This is a genomic window from Streptomyces sp. NPDC001393, from assembly GCF_053597455.1.
Genome location: NZ_JBSFIH010000095.1, coordinates 1 through 18223, shown reverse-complemented (window position 1 = coordinate 18223; position 18223 = coordinate 1). Strand labels below are relative to the sequence as shown.

The 18223-nt window shown below is 68.4% G+C and carries 18 protein-coding genes and 1 pseudogene; 12 read left to right on the top strand and 7 right to left on the bottom strand.

Going from position 1 to position 18223, the window contains the following annotated elements:
* Positions 1-584: 584 nt before the first annotated feature.
* Together ACWC2T_RS43965 and ACWC2T_RS43960 are read left to right on the top strand one after the other, a co-directional pair.
* Complete coding sequence (locus ACWC2T_RS43965; RefSeq protein ID WP_450675903.1) at positions 585-710, top strand: hypothetical protein; 126 nt, start codon at positions 585-587, stop codon at positions 708-710.
* A 119-nt stretch (positions 711-829) separates the two neighbouring features.
* Complete coding sequence (locus ACWC2T_RS43960) at positions 830-2644, top strand: ABC transporter ATP-binding protein (RefSeq protein ID WP_450675902.1); 1815 nt, start codon at positions 830-832, stop codon at positions 2642-2644.
* Between the two features lie 180 nt (positions 2645-2824).
* On the opposite strand, the gene ACWC2T_RS43955 is transcribed toward ACWC2T_RS43960, so the two are convergent.
* Positions 2825-3565 (bottom strand): polysaccharide deacetylase family protein, encoded by a 741-nt coding sequence (locus tag ACWC2T_RS43955; protein WP_450675901.1) that lies wholly within the window; start codon positions 3563-3565, stop codon positions 2825-2827.
* Positions 3566-4577: 1012 nt separating this feature from the next.
* On the opposite strand from ACWC2T_RS43955, the pseudogene ACWC2T_RS43950 reads away from it, so the two are divergent.
* The 3 genes and pseudogenes from ACWC2T_RS43950 to ACWC2T_RS43940 form a co-directional block, all read left to right on the top strand.
* A pseudogene (locus ACWC2T_RS43950) lies at positions 4578-4939 on the top strand (transposase); the annotation flags it as partial.
* Between the two features lie 805 nt (positions 4940-5744).
* Positions 5745-6719: a magnesium transporter CorA family protein gene (locus ACWC2T_RS43945; RefSeq protein WP_450675900.1), complete on the top strand. Its 975-nt coding sequence runs from the start codon at positions 5745-5747 to the stop codon at positions 6717-6719.
* A gap of 256 nt (positions 6720-6975) precedes the next feature.
* Positions 6976-7488 (top strand): M1 family aminopeptidase, encoded by a 513-nt coding sequence (locus ACWC2T_RS43940; RefSeq protein ID WP_450675899.1) that lies wholly within the window; start codon positions 6976-6978, stop codon positions 7486-7488.
* 147 nt (positions 7489-7635) lie between these two features.
* Here ACWC2T_RS43940 and ACWC2T_RS43935 read toward each other — a convergent pair whose 3' ends face one another.
* Positions 7636-8355 carry a rhomboid-like protein gene (locus ACWC2T_RS43935; protein ID WP_450675898.1) on the bottom strand — a complete coding sequence of 240 codons (720 nt, stop codon included), beginning with the start codon at positions 8353-8355 and terminating at the stop codon, positions 7636-7638.
* A 274-nt stretch (positions 8356-8629) separates the two neighbouring features.
* Between ACWC2T_RS43935 and ACWC2T_RS43930 the strand changes: the two genes are divergently transcribed.
* The 3 genes from ACWC2T_RS43930 to ACWC2T_RS43920 all read left to right on the top strand — a co-directional run bounded on the left by ACWC2T_RS43930 (position 8630) and on the right by ACWC2T_RS43920 (position 11437).
* On the top strand, positions 8630-9295 hold the full coding sequence (locus ACWC2T_RS43930) for a hypothetical protein (RefSeq protein ID WP_450675897.1): 666 nt from the start codon (positions 8630-8632) through the stop codon (positions 9293-9295).
* Between the two features lie 870 nt (positions 9296-10165).
* Positions 10166-10741 (top strand): hypothetical protein, encoded by a 576-nt coding sequence (locus ACWC2T_RS43925; protein ID WP_450675896.1) that lies wholly within the window; start codon positions 10166-10168, stop codon positions 10739-10741.
* 285 nt (positions 10742-11026) lie between these two features.
* Positions 11027-11437, top strand: coding sequence for a relaxase domain-containing protein (locus ACWC2T_RS43920; RefSeq protein ID WP_450675906.1), 411 nt, complete (start codon positions 11027-11029; stop codon positions 11435-11437).
* A 67-nt stretch (positions 11438-11504) separates the two neighbouring features.
* Here ACWC2T_RS43920 and ACWC2T_RS43915 read toward each other — a convergent pair whose 3' ends face one another.
* The gene (locus ACWC2T_RS43915) at positions 11505-12899 is read right to left on the bottom strand and encodes a serine hydrolase domain-containing protein (RefSeq protein ID WP_450675895.1); all 1395 of its coding nucleotides are present in this window, start codon (positions 12897-12899) and stop codon (positions 11505-11507) included.
* 104 nt (positions 12900-13003) lie between these two features.
* On the opposite strand from ACWC2T_RS43915, the gene ACWC2T_RS43910 reads away from it, so the two are divergent.
* The gene (locus ACWC2T_RS43910) at positions 13004-13699 is read left to right on the top strand and encodes a TetR/AcrR family transcriptional regulator (RefSeq protein WP_450675894.1); all 696 of its coding nucleotides are present in this window, start codon (positions 13004-13006) and stop codon (positions 13697-13699) included.
* On the opposite strand, the gene ACWC2T_RS43905 is transcribed toward ACWC2T_RS43910, so the two are convergent.
* Positions 13668-13910 carry a transposase family protein gene (locus ACWC2T_RS43905; RefSeq protein ID WP_450675905.1) on the bottom strand — a complete coding sequence of 81 codons (243 nt, stop codon included), beginning with the start codon at positions 13908-13910 and terminating at the stop codon, positions 13668-13670. The two genes, ACWC2T_RS43910 and ACWC2T_RS43905, sit on opposite strands and share 32 nt — an antisense overlap.
* A 253-nt stretch (positions 13911-14163) precedes the next feature.
* On the opposite strand from ACWC2T_RS43905, the gene ACWC2T_RS43900 reads away from it, so the two are divergent.
* Positions 14164-14682, top strand: coding sequence for a hypothetical protein (locus ACWC2T_RS43900; RefSeq protein WP_450675893.1), 519 nt, complete (start codon positions 14164-14166; stop codon positions 14680-14682).
* 207 nt (positions 14683-14889) lie between these two features.
* Here the strand turns inward: ACWC2T_RS43900 and ACWC2T_RS43895 are convergent, their stop codons facing one another.
* Both ACWC2T_RS43895 and ACWC2T_RS43890 read right to left on the bottom strand, forming a co-directional pair.
* Positions 14890-16005 (bottom strand): FAD-dependent oxidoreductase, encoded by a 1116-nt coding sequence (locus ACWC2T_RS43895; protein WP_450675904.1) that lies wholly within the window; start codon positions 16003-16005, stop codon positions 14890-14892.
* Positions 16006-16012: 7 nt separating this feature from the next.
* Positions 16013-16474, bottom strand: a complete 462-nt coding sequence (locus ACWC2T_RS43890; protein ID WP_450675892.1) for a hypothetical protein — start codon at positions 16472-16474, stop codon at positions 16013-16015.
* A gap of 101 nt (positions 16475-16575) precedes the next feature.
* Between ACWC2T_RS43890 and ACWC2T_RS43885 the strand changes: the two genes are divergently transcribed.
* Both ACWC2T_RS43885 and ACWC2T_RS43880 read left to right on the top strand, forming a co-directional pair.
* Positions 16576-16767 carry a hypothetical protein gene (locus ACWC2T_RS43885; RefSeq protein WP_450675891.1) on the top strand — a complete coding sequence of 64 codons (192 nt, stop codon included), beginning with the start codon at positions 16576-16578 and terminating at the stop codon, positions 16765-16767.
* Positions 16768-16935: 168 nt separating this feature from the next.
* Positions 16936-17157: a CbrC family protein gene (locus tag ACWC2T_RS43880; protein ID WP_450675890.1), complete on the top strand. Its 222-nt coding sequence runs from the start codon at positions 16936-16938 to the stop codon at positions 17155-17157.
* Between the two features lie 174 nt (positions 17158-17331).
* Here ACWC2T_RS43880 and ACWC2T_RS43875 read toward each other — a convergent pair whose 3' ends face one another.
* On the bottom strand, positions 17332-17700 hold the full coding sequence (locus tag ACWC2T_RS43875; protein WP_450675889.1) for a hypothetical protein: 369 nt from the start codon (positions 17698-17700) through the stop codon (positions 17332-17334).
* Positions 17701-18223: the final 523 nt, after the last annotated feature.

Below are 18223 nucleotides of genomic sequence, written 5' to 3'. Positions count from 1 at the left end.
ATCCTCGATGACCAGCGGGGACAGACCCGAGAAGACCGCCTGCACAAGCTCGTTGACATCCATCACGCGAATGTCAACGACCTATCACGACGCTCCGTCACCACCGAATGCGAGACAGGGCCATTGGCTGGACAGACCCGTCCGCCCAGGGCGGACAGGGCGGCGCCGGAGATGGTCAGTTCGGCCAGTCGTCGGCGCGGACGATGTTCGTGAGCCGGCCGAGTGCTTCGGCGATGTGGATCTGGGATTCCCAGCGGCCTCGGTCGGCGCACTGCGATGCCGTTCAGTGGCCTCATACCTGCCGCTCCGGCGCCCCTCCGGGCCGCCCCGGCCGAGGGATTGGCGGACACCGCGCGCCGCCTCGGGAGCCTGTGGGCTGTGCCTGAATGAGGAGCAGATCGAGACGGTGACGAGGCTCGCCAGACGGCGCCTCACGTTCCCGGACGTGGATCTGGTAAGGGAACATAGACCAACGCTCACCTTTCTTTCTGAGTGAGACACCAGCCGCCTCCGTACTCACAGGTGCAACGCGAAGTCAGCGGCGACCAGAGCCGCTTGACGACCCGTCAGGAAGGGATATCACCATGTCCTTCGCCAAGATCATGCTGGCCAAGAAGGCCAAGAAGAAGGAGCGCGGCGCCGCCGGCGAGGCCAAGCACCACAAGAAGAAGCACCACCACCGCAAGCACAAGAAGGCTGCTGCCAAGTAGCACGGCGTCACGGAACACGAACACACAGGCAGGCCGTGCCGGGGTCCGTTCGCGCAGCGCAGGTGTGCGACGGATCCCGGCACGCCTTCGGATCAGGTAGTGCCCAGGAAGCATCGGTCATGCACACTGCAGCACCCGTCACCATGCCCGTGGCCGGATCCGGGGCCGAACCCGCGGCCGGCGCCTCGTCCCGGATCCGGCACGCCCGTATTTCTCCTCTGGCCGCGTTCCGTACGTTCTGGCCGCTGGTCAGCGTCAACCGCGCGGCCATCCTGGCGTCTGCCGTGCTGCTGCTGGTCTCCGCCGGGTGCGACGCGGGCGCGATCGGCATCGTCGGCGTCCTCACCGATGACGTCCTCACCCCCGGCAACCTCACCGCTTTCTGGGGGCCCGCCGCCCTCTGGCTGGGGCTCGCAGTGACCGGAGCGGTCGCCTCCGCGGCGGGTGGCTATCTCGCCGGATGGACCAGCGAGCACTTCCTGCTCGGCCTGCGTGACCGGGTCTTCCAGCACCTGCAGCGGCTGCCGCCGGACGCCCTGGACCGCTTCGGCACCGGCGACCTGGTCTCCCGGCTGACCGGAGACATCGAGTCCGTAGAGTCACTGGTCGCCTCCGCGCCTGTCGAACTGATCACCTCCGCCGTCGGAGCGGTGGTATTCGCTGTAGCGGCCTTCTGGACCAGCTGGCAACTGGCCCTGATCACCCTGGCCGCCGCCCCGTTGATCTGGTTCGGCGCCCGAGCGTTCGGCACCCTGATGCGCTCCGCGACCCGCGCCGAACGCGACAGCAACGGCCGACTGGCCTCCCTGCTGGAGGAGAGCCTGGCCAACATGCCCTTGGTGCAGGCGTACGGCCGGCAGCAGGCCGAGCACAGCAAGGTGCACCGCGAGGGGCGCAACTGGATGCGCGCCGGCCTGCGGCAGATCCGGCTGTCGTCGGTGTACGGGCCGATGGGTGAACTGGTCGAGACGCTCAGCGTGCTGGCCGTGATCGGCGCCGGCGCCTGGCAGATCTCCGAACACCACCTCAGCGTCGGCGGCCTGCTCTCCTTCGCCGCCTTCCTCGGCTATCTCCACCCCAAACTCCAGGAACTCGGCGAGCTCGTCGTCAGCGCCTCCTCCGCCACAGCCGCCTGCGAACGCCTCATCGAGGTCCTGCGCACCGGACCCCTCCCCGAGGCCGAACCCCGCGAGGACGTCCCGCCGCTCGCCGAACCGGTCCGCGGGGCTGTCACCTTCCAGAACGTCGGCTTCTCGTATGCCGGCAGCGGACACCCCGTGCTGGAAGGCGTGCACCTGGACATCGCACCCGGTCTGCTCGTCGCGGTCACCGGACCCAGCGGCACCGGCAAGTCCACCCTCGGCAAGCTGCTACTGCGCTTCCACGAGCCGTCCCGGGGCCGCATCCTGCTCGACGGCCGGGACATCGCCGAACTCCCCCTCGACGAGGTGCGCCGCCACATCACCCTGCTCCCGCAGGACAGCATGCTCTTTGACGGCACGGTCCGCGACAACATCGCCTACGGCCGTCCCGACGCCACCGAGGCCGACGTGCTCGCGGCCGCCGTCGCCGCGGACGCCCATGACTTCGTCAGTGCGCTGCCCGAGGGTTACGACACCCCGGTCGGCAAACGGGGCAACAACCTTTCCGGCGGCCAGCGCCGCAGGATCGCACTCGCCCGCGCCATGCTCCGCACCGCCCCCGTGCTGATCCTCGACGAGCCGACCGCCGGACTCGACGATGCCTCCACCGCGCGGATCATGGCACCGCTGCGCCGCCTCACCGCCGGGCGCACGACCTTTCTCATCACCCACGACCTGCGCCTGACGGCCCAGGCCGACCTCGTCCTCCACCTCACCGACGGCATCGCAGTCATCACGACCCCGGCCCAGTCGTCAACAACAGGCGTGCAGTTGGAGGACGAAGCGGCTTGAGGGCCGACGAACCGGGTCCATGCCCCATGGGTCCCGCCGGCACCGTGACGGTCCTTTCCGGCGTCAACCGGAACGGGGCCCACCTCGTCGCCGACCGTGTCGCGCCGGTGGCCCCGTCCTCACGAGCGAGCCCGTCGAAGAACCCGGTCTCCTGCCTCCGTGAGGGGCCCGCACCCGGCGCTATGGACCGTGGTGGTACACCACCCCGGGGTGCAGGGCTCCGGATGTGGCGAACAGTTGGGGCACCGTGACCAGGACATAACCCCGGGACTGGAGGGTGCGGACGATGGTGGGGACCGCCGGCGGGGTGGTCGCGTACCGGTCGTGCAGGACGACGATCGCGCCCTGTCGTACGAGGGCCAGCACCCGGTGCTCGATCAGGCGCGGGTTGTGGTTCTTCCAGTCCTTGGCGCTGACGCTCCACATCACCACCGACATGCGCGCCGCACCGGCCGCCGACCGAACCTTGTCGTTCCAGGCTCCGAAGGGGGGTCTGAAGAGAGTCGGGCGATGCCCGGTGACCGAGGCGATCTGCGCCGCCGCGGTCGTCAGCTCATGTTCGATCCGGGCGGGCGGGAGGCGGGTGAGGCGTGGGTGAGTGACCGTGTGGTCGCCGATCGCGTCACCGTCGCGCTGCTCTCTGAGGACGACGTTCCGGTACTGCAGAGCGCGCGGTCCGATGAGGAAGAACGTGGCGACGGCATGCCGGCGCTCCAGCGCCCCGAGAATGGGCACCGTATATGGGGTCGGCCCGTCGTCGAAGGTCAGGGCGACACACTTGGTGACCCGGCAGTCGAGGACACGAGGCGATGTTCCGACGGCGGATCCGGAGGATCCGGCGGGCGCTCGGGGGAGCGCGGCGACGGTCGGCGGCGAGGCGAGGACGGCCGCGACCGCGCATGCGGCTGCTGCCGTCACCATGCACCGCCACCCTCTCCTTGCAGGCATGGCAGCCACCTCGATGACAGCATGGCGATCGTGTCTTCAGGGTCGCCCCTCCGACCGGATCCGGCATCGCGGGATGCGTGTGAGAATCTCTAGAAACAGCCAAGTTCTCTGTAAATCACCTGGTAGGGGAGCTGGGCGCAGATCTCCGTCTCATACCGGTTCTTACCTTCCGTGCCGAGGAGGAGCCTTGCGATGGACCACGAGCGACCCTCCCGGCGCCACCAGCCGTACTGCCGTGGTCACCTGCGCCTACAGCGGCCTCGGATTCGAGGTCGTTTGCCGGGCGTGCTCGTGTTCTCTCCTTTCGACCGCTTACGGAGCCGCGAGCAGAAACGGGATGAGCGCTGTGCCTCGGACCGGCAGATCACCGGCATGCGCCGGGGCCGATGCGCTTGTTCATCGTCTCCGGGCTTCCCTCGGCACTCCTCGAATGGGCAGGGAATACGCACGGAGATGTCGCGTCCAACGTGGACGCCGCCCGGCGCATCCAGAGGGGTGTCCGGAGAACCGGCCCGACTGCCTGCCTACCGGAATGACGATTGATTGCCTGCCGCGTCTGTTGATCTACCGTCGTCGCATGTCTCAGCCTGTTCGACTCCACGTCTTGATCACCGCTAATGGCCGAGGCCGATGGCGCCAGTCCGGCGTTCCGGGCGGGACCTGTGCAGGTGATCGAGATCGGACTGAGTTGGTGACGTAAGCGGGAGGTGGCGGACCGGACCGTGTTCGCCGCGCACCGGGTGCGGCGGGTGTCGGGACAGGGCCGTGGGTCCGCTGGCAGCCGTGCCTGGTCGTGTACGGGAGGGCGGCGACGGGCGGCGGCGAGGCGAGTACGGCCGCGGCCGCGCATGTGGCTGATGCCGTCACCATGCGGCTGTGCCGTCACCATGCGGCTGTGCCGTCTTCATGCGGCGGGGCCGGCTCCGCGGCCGGGGTGACAGCCACCGCACGAATTGCCGCCGGCGGACGTCCGTGGCGGCGGGGCCGCGCCGCGTGTCCCGAGGGCGCTCCGGCCGACGTGATCTTGGACAATCTGTCCGCCCACAAGGGCGCCGACATCCGCCGCTGGGCGAAGAAGAGCAAGATCGAGTTGTGCTTCACCCCGACCTACGCCTCGTGAGGCCAACCCGATCGAGGCGCACTTCGGACCGCTGCGGCAGTTCGCCCTCGCCAACTCCCACCACCCCAACCACACCGTGCAGACCGAGCCCTGCATGCCCACCCCCGCCGGCGCAACGCCGACGCCCGTCACCGCGACGTCCCGGCCGCCGACGCAGGGAACGCGCCCGCATTCGAAGCGAGAAGAGCATCAGTTGGGGCGGACGCCCCCTCAAACCCGCAGCCTGACCGCAGCCCAGCGAACCTACGCGGTCGCAGCACTGTCCCGGGGTGGTCATGTCTACGCTGGCGGCGTGACATTGGTGTGGGTGACGGGCAATTCAGGGACTGGTAAGTCCACGGTCTGCGGGGTGTTGCGAACGCGTGGCTACGTTGCGCTCGACGCCGACGAGGACGGCTTCAGTCGGTGGATCGACCGAGCTGAGGGCGAGGTTGTGGTGGATCCTCCAGATCCGGTTCCTGGGGGCTGGCTCGACCGACACGGGTGGGCGATCGTCCGTGAGCGCGTCGAGACCCTCGTCGAGGAGTCGCGTTTCCGAATTGCGTTCTTGTGTGGGTCGGCGGAGAACGAGGCAGACGTCCGCGATCTTTTCGACCTCATCGTGTGTGGTCGACGAGGACACCCTCCGCCACCGACTCGCGACCCGCACTGCGAACACATTCGGTCGACATCCCGAAGAGCTCGCAGCGGCCCTGAAGTGGAATCCTCGGATGCGAGCGATCTACGAAAGCCGCGGCGCGACGATCATCGATGCGTCCAAGCCGGTGAATGAGGTGGTGGACAGCGTGATCGACGCAGTTCAGGGGCTGACAGGGGCCACCCGATGAAGGCGGTACCGGACTCCGCCAAGCCGCGCGAGGTGATCGCCGTCGCCGGCGACGTGCTCGCTCGCGGTCGCCTCGACGGCTTTTACCAACGCTCCTGACCGGCCCCGCCCGTGCTCGTCCGGGCGCGCGCACTCGTCTCGATGGGCGAACCCTCGGCAAGGAGCGGAAGCGGGCTTCTTACCAGGGCGGCTTATGGTGCGTCGCCATGACTCGCACACGGCTCTACCGCAACGGCTCCCTGATCCTGGAGGACTTTCCGACCGCGGACATCTCGGAATACGTGAACGATCCGGACATTGCGGTCTGGCTCGACCTGTGCGATCCGTGCTCCGCCGACTTCGCGATGATCAGCGAGGAGTTCGGTCTGCATGAGCTCGCGGTGGAGGACGCACGTCAGGAGCATCAGCGGCCCAAGCTGGACCGCTACCGTACCCATGCCTTCCTCAGTGCCTACGGCATCAGTACCGATGAGACTGGTGGGCAGCTGACCGCGAGTGAATTGTCCGTGTTCATAACGCCTACGGCGTTGATCACCATCCGCCCCGACCACCGGTTCGACATCGAGAAGGTCGTCGAACGCTGGGACAACAACAGTGATCTCGCCAAGTACGGGGTGGGATTCCTGCTGCACGGACTGCTCGACCACATAGTCGACGGGCACTTCGCCGCCGTGCAGGACCTCGACGAGCGTATCGAAGCAGTGGAGGATCTGCTCTTCGACGAGGGGCGCGAGCAGATGGACTCCGTCCAGCGTGACTCCTACGCGCTGCGCAAGAACCTCACGAAGCTGCGCCGCGTGGTGTTGCCGATGCGGGAGGTCGTGAACAGCCTCCTCCGGCGTGACCTGCACATCGTCGCGGAGCCCTTGCTCCCCTATTACCAGGATGTGTATGACCATGTCCTCAGGGCCACCGAGTGGACCGAGTCGCTGCGGGACATGATCACGTCCATCATGGAGACCAATCTGACCGTTCAGGGCAATCGCATGAACCTGATCATGAAGAAGGTCACCAGCTGGGCGTCGATCGTGGCCGTACCCACGGCCGTCACCGGTTTCTACGGGCAGAACGTTCCGTATCCAGGTGTCAACACCCACGCAGGTTTCCTGACTTCCACCGGTGTCATGGTCGTTGCATCGGTGCTGCTCTACTGGGCCTTCAAGCGCAAGGACTGGATCTGACCCCGGCCACGGCAGGGACCGGGCTGACGCCGGGCCACCCGGTGCGGGCCGGGGGAGCGGGAGTTGCGGGCCAAGATCGGCGGATCGGGCCGGACCGAGCACCGCCTGTTGTCGGGCCTGGCGCAGAGACCGCGGATGAGCCGGCCTCCGACGCCGTTTCCCCGGTGGTCGGGGCCGAGCTCGATCCGCGCGAGGTGGAACTCCGTAGGCCGGTCTCCGATGTGGAACATCCTCGCCTTGCCGCCGTCGGCGGTGATTGGGCTCCCGGCGGAGGGCGCTCGACGGCGGCCGTACGTGGGAGACGCTCGTCGCCCACGAACTCGTCCACCAGTGGTACGGCAACAGCGTGAGCCTGCGCGACTGGCGTGACATCTGGCTCAACGAGGGCTTCGCCACCTATGGACAATGGCTGTGGTCGGAGCACATCGGGGAGGACTCCGCCGACAGCATCGCCCGCGCGTCGTCGAACACGCTGGCGCAAGGCCCGCAGCGCCTGCGGATTGCGGATCCCGGCCCGGACCGCATCTTCGACGACCGCGTCTACGACAGGGGCGCCTGTGCGCTCCACGCCCTGCGGCTGACACTGGGCGACGACCGCTTCTTCGCCCTGCTGCGCGGCCGACACCAGGCACACCGCGGCCGCAGCGCCGACACCGCCGCCTTCCTCGCTCATGCCGGGCGGTACTCGCCGACGGCGGTCGAGCCGCTGCTGCACACCTGGATCCGCGAGAAAAGGCTTCCGCCCTGGCCACCCGCAACACCGTCCTGAGCCCGGCCCCATGGTGATTGCGGTCGGTCGAACCGGAGCCGGCCTCGAAGTCCTGCACGCTGATGCAGTGCTGGTGGTGGGCGAGGACGTACAGCACCTTCTTGCTGCAGTTCTTCCCGCGGCCGTCGGCCTGGGACAGCGAACCGCTCAACGCCCGCCGTTCGGGACTGCTCCTGGCGTACCCAGCGCACCGACGCCCTCGTTCCTCACCGGGGCACTCCCGCTCGGCAGTGCGGCGCCGACGGGATCGGGTGCGATGGGCATCGTGCACACTGGAGTGCCGGACGGGGTGCGCAGCCACGCCGTGCGGGCGGCGAGGCAGCCCAGCGCGAGGGAGGCCAGGTGGCCGACGTCCGCGAGCTCCTGGTCGTACAGCAGCGCGGCCGTCAGCGCCGCGGCGAGCAAAGGCAGGCCATAGCGGCGGAGCCGGCCCGCGGTGAGGGCGAGCAGGCAGGCGGCGGTCGTCACCAGACCGTAACTGATGCCCACGTCACGGGTCCGGGTGGGTACGCCCGGCAGATGGGCGACATGCATCAGCCACAGGGCGCCCTCGGTGAGCAGGGTCGCGGTGAGGTGACCGAAGACGAAGACTCCGCACGCGCGCAGCGTCCCCCAGCGCCACTCGGCGCATCCCAGGACCCCGGCCACCGCAGCGATACCGACCAGCGCCGGTACACCGTCGACCACCAGACCGCTCGTGAACAGGGTCCACCACTTGCCGACATCCAGGTGGTGCACGTTGCTGCTGTTGTGGCGCATGAAGCGGGCCCGTTCCGCTGCCGGTTGTCCCTTCAGCCACCATGCGGTGAGCAGCAGGGCCGTCACGTACACGGCGGTGCCCGGCAGCCGCCGCCTCAACGTCTCCACAGCCCTCATTTCCCTGCTTTCGTACGCTTGTGATCTACGCCTGTCACCCGCTTCGGGCACTCAAGGGCGATGTGGCCACCCTTCCCGGGAAAAGACCGTCGGCCACCGCGCCCGGTTCCGACGGCGGCCAACATGAGAGGGGTTCTCACCAAGCGGTGCTGTAGTACTCCGCAAACGATCAGTGGCCCGAGAAGCGCGGTAAGGAGTTCGCATGGTGGAGAGCCGGACGCACGGGGCTGCGCGGACGCCGGGCGGTAGCGGTGTCGGTCGCACGATGGTCAGTCGGCGTGGGGCATTGGCCGCGATGGCGGCGGCCGCGCCCGCGGTCCTTGCGGGCTGCGGCGGCAAGCACGCGCGCGAAGCCGCATCCGGGCCCGCCGACGCGCCGGCTACCAGGGTCCCGGTCGCCGACAACACCACCATTATGATCATCCGGCACGGGGAGAAGCCGGGCCGGAACGAATCCGGCATCGACGAGAACGGCCGTCCGGACGCCAAGTCCCTCACCCGTCGCGGCTGGGAGCGGGCCAGGGCATTGCCGGCGCTGTTCGACCCGCCCAAAGGCCAGCCTCTGAAACCCGGCATCGTGCGTCCGCGGACCATCTATGCCGCTGCGGACCAGGGCCCGCTCGCCGGCGCCCACCGGATGCGGCAGACCGCCACACCGCTCGCCCGGCACATGGGCATCACCCTGGACACCACCCACGCCGAGTCCCAGGAAGCGGCACTGGCCGAGGCCGCGCTCTCCGCTCCCCAACCGGTCCTGATCTGCTGGGAGCACTCGCGCATCCCGGCCATCGTCCATGCCCTCGGCGCGTCGCACAGCGGCGGGCCCTCGGCGTGGCCGAACCGCTTCGATCTGGTGTGGGTCTTCACCCACACCCATGGCTCGTGGGCCTTCCGTCAGGTCGGCCAGCACCTGCTCCCCGGGGACGCCTGAGAATCGCGCGCGGGGTTCGCCGCGCGGTCGATGGTGGTACGAGATGGCCCGCCGCACCCCGAATTCCTTCATAGCGGTGCTTCGGGCACGGGTCCGGCGCGGTGGCATCGAGGGGCCCGGGTAGGGCGAACGATTGGTCCCAGCAGAAGGAGAAGGCGCAGTTGACCAGGGTGTGGCCGGGGGGAACCGCACCCGGCCAGCGACACCGTGAGGACGGGGACGTCGTGCAGGAACCGGGACGGCGCCACTGTCCCTCCTACGGCATCGGCTGCCGGAGTCCGGCGCGTCGGCCGACGTTTCCAGGCCGACCATGGCGGGCGGGACAGCGGCTGAGGCTGGTCGATGAGGTCGGATGCCTGCTGGCCACGGCGTCGCCCGTCCGTTAGTTCACAGCTCATCTTTGGCCGATACCGATCAAAAGGGCATGCATCTTGTGCGGTGGGGGTGCTTGTATGCGGCCAGCGCAACGGGGGAGAGTTGCCGCTGGTCCTCTGTCGGCTGAGACCAACGCAGGGGGCACAACTTGAAATTGGGGGCGTGGCTCACAACGGGGGCTGTGGCGCTGGGGCTGCTGGGAACGGCCGCTGCTCCGTTGGCTGTGGCTGATCAGTCCGGTGCCGGACAGTTGCGTGTCACCATCGGCTCGGCCCGGTCCCAGGTGAACGGACTCACTGTCCATCCGGACTCCAACGCCACCCTGCCATCAACAAGATCACGATCAACTGGTTGCACGGCATGGATGACGACCCCTTCTACTTCTACGTGATCGTCTGACCGCTGGCATCGCGTGTGCTACACCGAGAGGTGTCCCTCACCGGCATCGAAAGCGGAAAGGGGCACCTCTGGGGTGTACGGAGGAGGGGACATTTCATGCTGGTGCACGAGTCGGTGTTCACCGTCGACCTCGGTGAGGACGGCTACATCGTCGGGTTCGCCGAGCACGACGGCTACCCCGCCCAGATGCCGTACGGCTGGCGCTGCGGCCCCGTCGACGCTTCCAGCGCCGTGGTCCTCACCACCACCGACACAGGCCCTTTGCAGGTGACCATCCAGGTTCACGACAGCGAGCCCGGACCGGAGACGCCCAACCGGTGGGAGCCGGCGGAAGAAATGAGCCTGTTCTCCGACGGCGGACCTGTCCACCTGGAACGCCTCGACCCCGGCGACGTCTTGGCATCATGGCCCGAAGACGAACCTGTCATCCACATGCCCGCCTCACCTGACGCAGAGCAGTGGGTGAGGATGCGGCTGTACTGCCACGCCGAAGACTACGAGCCCGGCATCGGGGATCGCGGTGAGCGCCACCTGATCCAGCTGTGGCCGGCTCCGCCCACCCACCCGGTGCACCCTCCCGTCAGCGAGAAGGACCAGCAGGCGCGCACCGAGTACACCGCCGCCATGGCTCACCAGGAGGAGTACTACGGCGTCGAGTACAGGTGCATATGACACGCGATGACCTGGGCGGCTACGGTTTGTTGGAAAGTGCTCTGGCCGGCTTTCGTGAAGCGGGCCCGGCTCTCGGCAAAGCGTCGCCGGCCACACCCTGCACCGTCGCCATGCCATAGCCGGATGCTCTCACCTCATCCGGGTGGATGCGAGGCCGCCGGTTTGGCGCAGCGCTCAAGTCCCGGAGGGGCATAGGGGTGAACGACTTCACCGGCTGGCTCCTTCGGGCCACAGCACCCGTACCGGGACGCCAGTCCGGTCGGCGCCGCTGAGGTCTGCGAGGCGCTGGGGCTGGCGACTGAGCCGCGCACCGTCACTCCTGGGCGTCGCCATGTGATGGAGATCGCCGGGGTGCCGCACGAGCTGATCCGCTGGACCTCCCGGCGCAGGGACCAGACAGCCGCCTGCCTGGCCGAGCTGGAGTACGAGTACGTCACCGCCGTCGACGATGTCGGCGAGCCGAAGTTCCTGCCCCTGGTCTCCGAACGGGCCCGCGCCAAGCTGAACCAGATCGCCGCCCGCAGGACCCGCCCGGCCAAGCAGAAGACCCGGCCGCTCGCGCAACTGCGCGCGTGGTGGAGGACGAGCGCGATCCTCACCTCCGGGGTGGCCGTTGTCGGCGGACAGGTGGATGTGCGCCACCCCGTACGGATGAGAGTGCACCAACATTGTGGCGGAGACGGGTCGTGCCCGTGAGCCAACTGTCGTCGGTTCGGGGTGCCAGCAGGGTCGGCCGCTCGGGACCGACCCTGCTGACACTGGATCAGGATGCTTTTGTGACCCGGTTGAAGAGCCGACCGGCGAGGTCGATGCCTGTGACTGCGCCGTTGGCGTCGCGGGAGAAGTAGCCGCGCTGCCCCTTGAGGCCGCCTTCGGTGACGATGTACTCGTCGCCGTCGCCGTCGCCGTCGCCGTCGCCGGGAAGGAAGCCGATGGTTGCCGCCGGGTAGTCCGGGGGCATTTCCTCGTCCGACGCCTCGCGGATCTCCGGCTTGATCCCGACCGCCAGGGTGAGGCGGGTGCCGTCGGTGGCGATGTCGAGGTTCATGGCGTCGATCTCGTAGCGGCCCACGACCTGTTGGGCCTGTCCCTCGTCGTACGGGAGCGGCTTCGCCGTCTTCTCGACGACGCCGAGATAGTGCTCGAGTGCCCACCGCACGACGGACTGGTTGAAGGGGTAGCCGTCCGGGCCGGCGTTGGCCAGGGAGACCACCGCGAAGTTGCACTCGGGCACAATGAGCAGCTCGGCGAACTGGCCGTTGCCCGAGCCACCGTGGCCGATGGCGTGCCGACCGTCCAGGTCATGCAGGAACCAGCAGATGCCGAAGCCGTCGCCGAGCGTGCTGGCGCGCAGCCCGACCGTCTGCTCCCGCATGCGGTGCAGCTCCGCGGCGGGCAGCACGCCCTGGCCGTCGCCGAGTTGGAACCGTGCCCAGCGCAGCAGATCGCTCACCGAGGAGGCGAGGCCGCCACCCGGGTTGTCGGCGCGCGCGCCTTCCTTGAACGCTGCCCAGGGCCGGGCGGGGCGCAGTTCGCCGTCGTCGCCGCGGTTGTAACCCACGGCGAACTTGCGGACCATCACCTCGGACAGGCCGTACACGGTGTCCGCAAGGCCCACCGGCTCCAGGACGAGCGAAGCCATGGCCTGCTCGAAGGGAAGGCCCGTGACCTTCTCGATGACCCGCCCGGCCAGGTTGTAACCGGCCTGACTGTAGGAGGCGCGCGCACCGGGCGGTGCGATCAGCGGCAGCCGGGGCAGTTTCGCCACGAGTCCGGCCAGGGAGCGGTCGCCCTCGCCGTCGTCGATCAGGTTCCAGCCCAGGCCCCCGGTGTGGTTGAGCAGGTTCAAGACGGTGATCTGGGCCGCGGCCTGCTCGTCGGCGAGCTTCAGCTCGGGCACGTAGCGCCGCACCGGCGCGTCCAGGTCCACCTTTCCCTCGGCGACCAGGCGCATCAGCGCGGTCGCCGTGAAGGTCTTGGACACCGACGCCAGAGGGAACAGTGTCTTCCCGTCGACCGGCAGCGGGTTGCTGAGGCTCGTCACGCCGTGCGAGGCGTAGATCTCCTGGCCGTCCAGGAGCACCCCGACGGCGACACCAGGAACGCCGAGCTCCATGGCCTGCGCCTTGACGAACTCCGACAGCTTGTCCTGCAGCATTGCTCCCCCTCCGGGCACTTGAACTAAGTACGAGCGGCAGCGTAGACCGCGGCTCGAACAAAGTGCAAGACTGACATGAACTAAGTGCAAGTAGAGTGGTGGCCATGTCACGAGACGCACTGAGCGCAGACCGGATCGTTCGTGCGGCCATCGAGCTGCTCGACGACGAGGGACTGGACGGCCTCAACATGCGGAGCCTGGCGAAACGGCTCGGCTCGGCCGCCACGGCCGTCTACTGGCACATCAAGACCAAGGACGACCTGGTCCGACTCGCCAGCGACGCGATCTGGCACGAGGTCGAGCTGCCCGATCTCGACGCCACCGACTGGCGCACGGCCGCCACCACCCATGCCACCGGCATGCACGCGATGCTCACCCGGCACCCCTGGCTCGTCCAGGCATTCGGCAGCCACCTCCTCCACGGACCCGGCCAGGCCGTGCACAACGACCTCAGCCTCGCCATCTACGAAAGGGCGGGCTTCGCCGCCGCGGACGCGGACCGGGCGTCCGCCACCGTTCTCACCTTTGTGCTCGGCAGCGCGCTCGGCCCTGCCGCACAGGTCTCGCTGAACCGCCGGCTGAGCAAGAACGGCGCAGACGCCGAGAACCTGATGGCCGACGCCATGACCCGCGCCACCGAGACCGCCATGCAGTTCCCGCGCCTGCGCGAACGCCTCGGCACCGCGGCCGCCACGGAGTACGCCGCAGCGCCGGACAACACCTTCGAGTTCGGCCTTCAGTCCCTCCTCGACGGATTCGAGGCCCGCCTCACCGCCGGCCGCGCCAGTCGGCCCGAGTGACCGCCCCGGACAACCCCGCCCGACCAGCCCACTGCCCCTTTTCCCGGCTTCGCGCCGACCCACGACGGTGCGCCACAAGTTCGATCACCGCTGAGGCTCCGCCGACGGGCGCGTCAGCGAGCGGGCGCGCGTACCGGCCATGCACACGCCACGAGACCACCCCGCATCTTGAGCACCTCGCCGTCGGCGCTGCGGAGTGAGCGCAGAACATGACCGTACCGGCCGCCCGCTCGATCGACTCGACCACCACACCGGCTAAATGCGGTAGCAACAGCCCCAAACCCCCTGAACCGCACGCCCAGTAGATGCCCAGTTCGGACTGGGTACGTCACAAGATCCTCGACAGAGCCGGATTTCATGGGCATCCACGAAGGAACGGTGCGCACGCACCGGCGTCTGGCCCGCCAGAGCATCGCCGCCAAACTCGGCATCAGCCTGGGTGACGACGAGGAGAAGGAGTAGACGTGCCGCGCAGCATCGGCAGAATCCTCGAGCAGGCGGCCATCCCTGACACGGTCACTGACGATTTCCTGGAGGGCCTGAAGCGGGAGATCGTCCGGGACGTCACCGCCGTGCTCATGTTCGGCGGACAGCCGGCACCGCAGGGCCATCACCCGACCCGCCTGGAGTGCGCTGACCGGTACCTCAAGGCGCTGTCCTGCGACCTCCTGCGCAGTGACAAGGTCGCGCAGCACCTGGCGGGTATCGCCGACGACCCCGTCGACATCGACGGCGCCCTGCACTTCGGATGTCTGCTCAACCTGGCCATGAAACCCGAGGGAGCACTGTGGTGCTGGCAGTACGCTGCCGGTGCGGGCAACGCCACCGCCGCCTACTGCCTCCACCTGTTCCACCTGCGAAGTGGCGCCCCCCGCGACGCCGACCACTGGATGCGCCAGGCCCTCGACCTCGACATCACCTTCGCCCGCCGCCCCAAAACTGCCCCCGCACCCCCTACACGCGCATCCTGCGCGAAGCCGTGAAGCGCCTCAAAGTCGAGGAAGCCTGCGGCGAGTTCCACCACCCCGACCAGGGCCTGGCCGACCAGATCGAAGAACTCGCCGAGGCCTGCTGACCCACGACTGACACAGGCGGGGCCTCTTCGGTCGGAACCGACCGATGAGACTCCTGACGGCGCCCGGGACGAAGGCTTCCTGGGCGACGCGAGGGAAGCGGGAGCCGCCGGTGCGTCAGGTGGGCACCACGGGTGCGTCCCAGTCGATCCGGTACCGGTGCGTCCAGCCGAACATCTTCTCCGGCTTCAGGAACGTCCGCGTTGCCAGCGGCATCAGCAAGGTCATGATCTTCGTCGCGACCGGCCCCATCGACTTCTGGTTGTTGGTCTTTGCGGCCTGGGCTGCGACTTTCTCCACCCTGCCCCGCCTCAGCCGCTCGTACGTCGCGAACGCCGCGCCCACGTCGGGGATGTCCCGCAGACACCGCGCCAGTTGCACAGCGCTCTCCACCGCGAGGGACGCGCCCTGTCCGGAGCTGGAGGACGGCGCGTGGGCCGCGTCGCCGACCAGGACCATCCGGCCGTGGTACCACTTCGGCACAGAAGGCAGGATCTCCATCCCTCCGAACGTGAGGAGTTCGTCGTCTTCGGTGCCCCGGAGCAGATCACGGCCGGGCACGTCCTCGGCGTACTTCTCCCGCAGGATCCGCATCCATGCGGCCGGCGGCGTCGCACGGGCCTGCTCCGCGCTGAGCGGCTTGTCGTACGGCAGATTGCCGAACCAGGCGGTGCCTCCACCGGGCACCGGCCAGTAGCCGAGAAACGCCTGCTCGCCGAAGGCGAAGTACATGGTGTCCGGCCGCGCCTGCGGGACCTCCGCCTTCGAGTGCGCACCGAAACCGAGCAGGCCGGTGTACCGGGGACCGGGCGCTGCCGGATCGATCAGCTGCCGGACCGTCGACCGGATACCGTCCGCCCCGACCAGCACGTCCACGGTCACCCGGGTGCCGTCGGTGAACTCGGCGGTGACGCCCCCCGGAGTCTCCTCGGCTGCGGCCAGGCGCTTGCCGTACACGGTCTGTACGCCCATCGCGGCGGCCTGCTCGCGCACCGCCCGGTACAGGTCGGCGCGCCACATCACCTGGCTGGGCGGCAGGCCCGCCAGCCCGCCGAACTCGGCCATCCGCCGGCCCCGTCCGTCGGTCATGACCATGCGGTGGATCGGCTGACCGGCCAAGCCCCGGTCCACACCGACGACTTCCAGGGCGCTGAGCCCGTTGGGCGCCATCATCAGCATGCCGCCGAGGCCGTCCGCCGTGTTCTCGTAAGCCTCGTAGACGGTCGCCTCGATGCCCGCCCTACTGGCGAGCTCGCGTATTCAACTGTCGCCGGTCCCCAGCCCGCTGGTGACCTTGTGTGATCCCCTGGGGAGTATCGGCTCCATGTTCCGCCGGTCTCGTTGCGAAGCCTGGTGGTGGTCTTGTCGTGGTAGCCCAGAGCATCCGCGACGACACGGCCGCCAGTTCGAGCAGCTGCTGGCGGATGGAGGAGCCGCGGGCGGCAGCAGCCGGGATCCCGATCTCATTCAGGAGCGCGGACAGGTGATCAGGGCGGGACGGCTGGCCCGCCCGGCGGCCAGGGAAGAGCCAGCGGGATGCCCGGTTGGTGGCGGTGTTCATGTTGCCGCGGTTCGAGATGTGCTCCAGCAACAGGTCAGCAGCTGGCGCCGGGACAAGCGAGGGCGGCTCGCCGAGCCGTAATAGCACGGTGTCCCCGTCGCGGATGACGTCGTCGAGGGTGAGCCGGACGATGCGGCTCACGGGCTGGGCGTAGAGGAGCACGATGACTCCGGCGACTCGGAGCCCCATCGGTGTCTCCGTGTCGGTCAGCAGTCGGCCGAGGGCATCGAGGCGCTCCGGCGATGCAAGTGCAGACGGGCGGGAATTTCGCGGCGGTCATCGAAGGGCAGGCGGCGTTGCGGCGTGAGGTCCGTGATGGGGTTGCCAAGGTCAATGCCCGCTTCGATGGTCTTGAAGCGAAGATGAACCAGCACCAGTCGCATAACGTCGAGCTGCTGACCCAGCTGATCGGCCAGGCCCCCAACGCCAGCTGACCTTTCCGCTTGAAGCGGTGAGGACAGTGAACGAGCCAACGACGGCGCGGGCGCAGCAGTGCACGGCGTTCGGGATCACCGACTCGCTCGCCAACGCCATCGGCGCGCCGGGGGACCGGTCGACCGCCGATCGCCTGGACATCGAACAAGTTCTGTTCGCACTCGCGCGTGCGCAAGGAATCGACCCGAACGCCTTCAGAGCTCGCCTGTTCGTACGGCGACGGCCCGCGAACACTCTGGTGTTCGCGGGCCGGGCTTACCCACTGCAACGTCGCAGCGGCGTTCGTCGGCGAGGTCGGATACACCGAGCTGACGGCTCACCCCGAGGCACTCGACCAGCTCCGACTCGACCTGCGCATGAGCGGATGGCACGACGCGTCCCAGCTCTAGGACTTCCTGACCGACCTCGGGCAAGGCTCAAGCGCCATGCTCTTCCGGTGCACCATCTGCGGCACCTGCCTCGCCTACGCCGACGCTTCATAGCCACGGCCGAGCTAAGCACGCACCTGTCCCTTCAAAGGATCAGCACCCATCGGAGCCTGGGCCCATGGAACTGGTCAGTCGTCATTCCGAGGGGCAGTTGTCCCACAGCTGGGAGAGCTCCCGGGGGATTCCGACACAGCCGCCGCTGAACGGGGCAGCGCTGTGGCTGTAACCCCAGGGCTGGCCGCCCCGGAGGATGAAGTACTTGCGCGCGCTGCCGTCATCCTGGATGCCGACCTGTTCCTGGGGTGTCGCGCCCGGGGTGAGTTCGAAGGCGGTCGCGGCGTACCGCGTGTCCCCGCACTGCCCGTACAGGAACTGGCCTGGGCGCGGCTTGATGTGCTGGAAAAGGGGGTTGTGGCGGGTGTACGCGCGGGTGACCGCCGTCTTGACCGTCGCGACCGCGACCAGGTTCCGGCAGCCGGTGGTCTTCGCAGTCGCAGCCGTCACTGTCTGGCCATCGCCTGCAGACGCGGTGGCCGCCGGCTGAGCCCCGCCCGGAGTCGCTGGAGCCGAACCGCTGGCATGAACCGAACCGGCCCCAGAACCAGTACCGGTACTACCGCACGCGCCGAGCAGAAACACGGCGGACAACGCGAGAGCGACCGAAGCCATCGCGCGAGGCATAGTGGAACGCATTAGAACTGATCCCCCTAGAAAGAGCAGATGATGTAGAAAAAGGCAGATCGTGCCTGTCCCGCGCATGCCATCCTTTCGGCTGTTCTCGACAACAATCCCCCCGTCCCGTCACAGCCCTGCAACGACAGACCGCCAATCTGCGGCCGACGGGCTCACAGCCATTCACGCCATCCGCGACGCCACCACCGGCACCCCATGGCTTTCACCCACAGCCGCATGACCACCCCACGCATCTAGGCCCAATGCCGTGACTCTGTTGGCGATCTTGTGAGGGGTGCTGACGCGGCGTCTGTTCTGCGGTTCGCTGAAGTGAGGCGGGGTGGTGTCTCGGGGA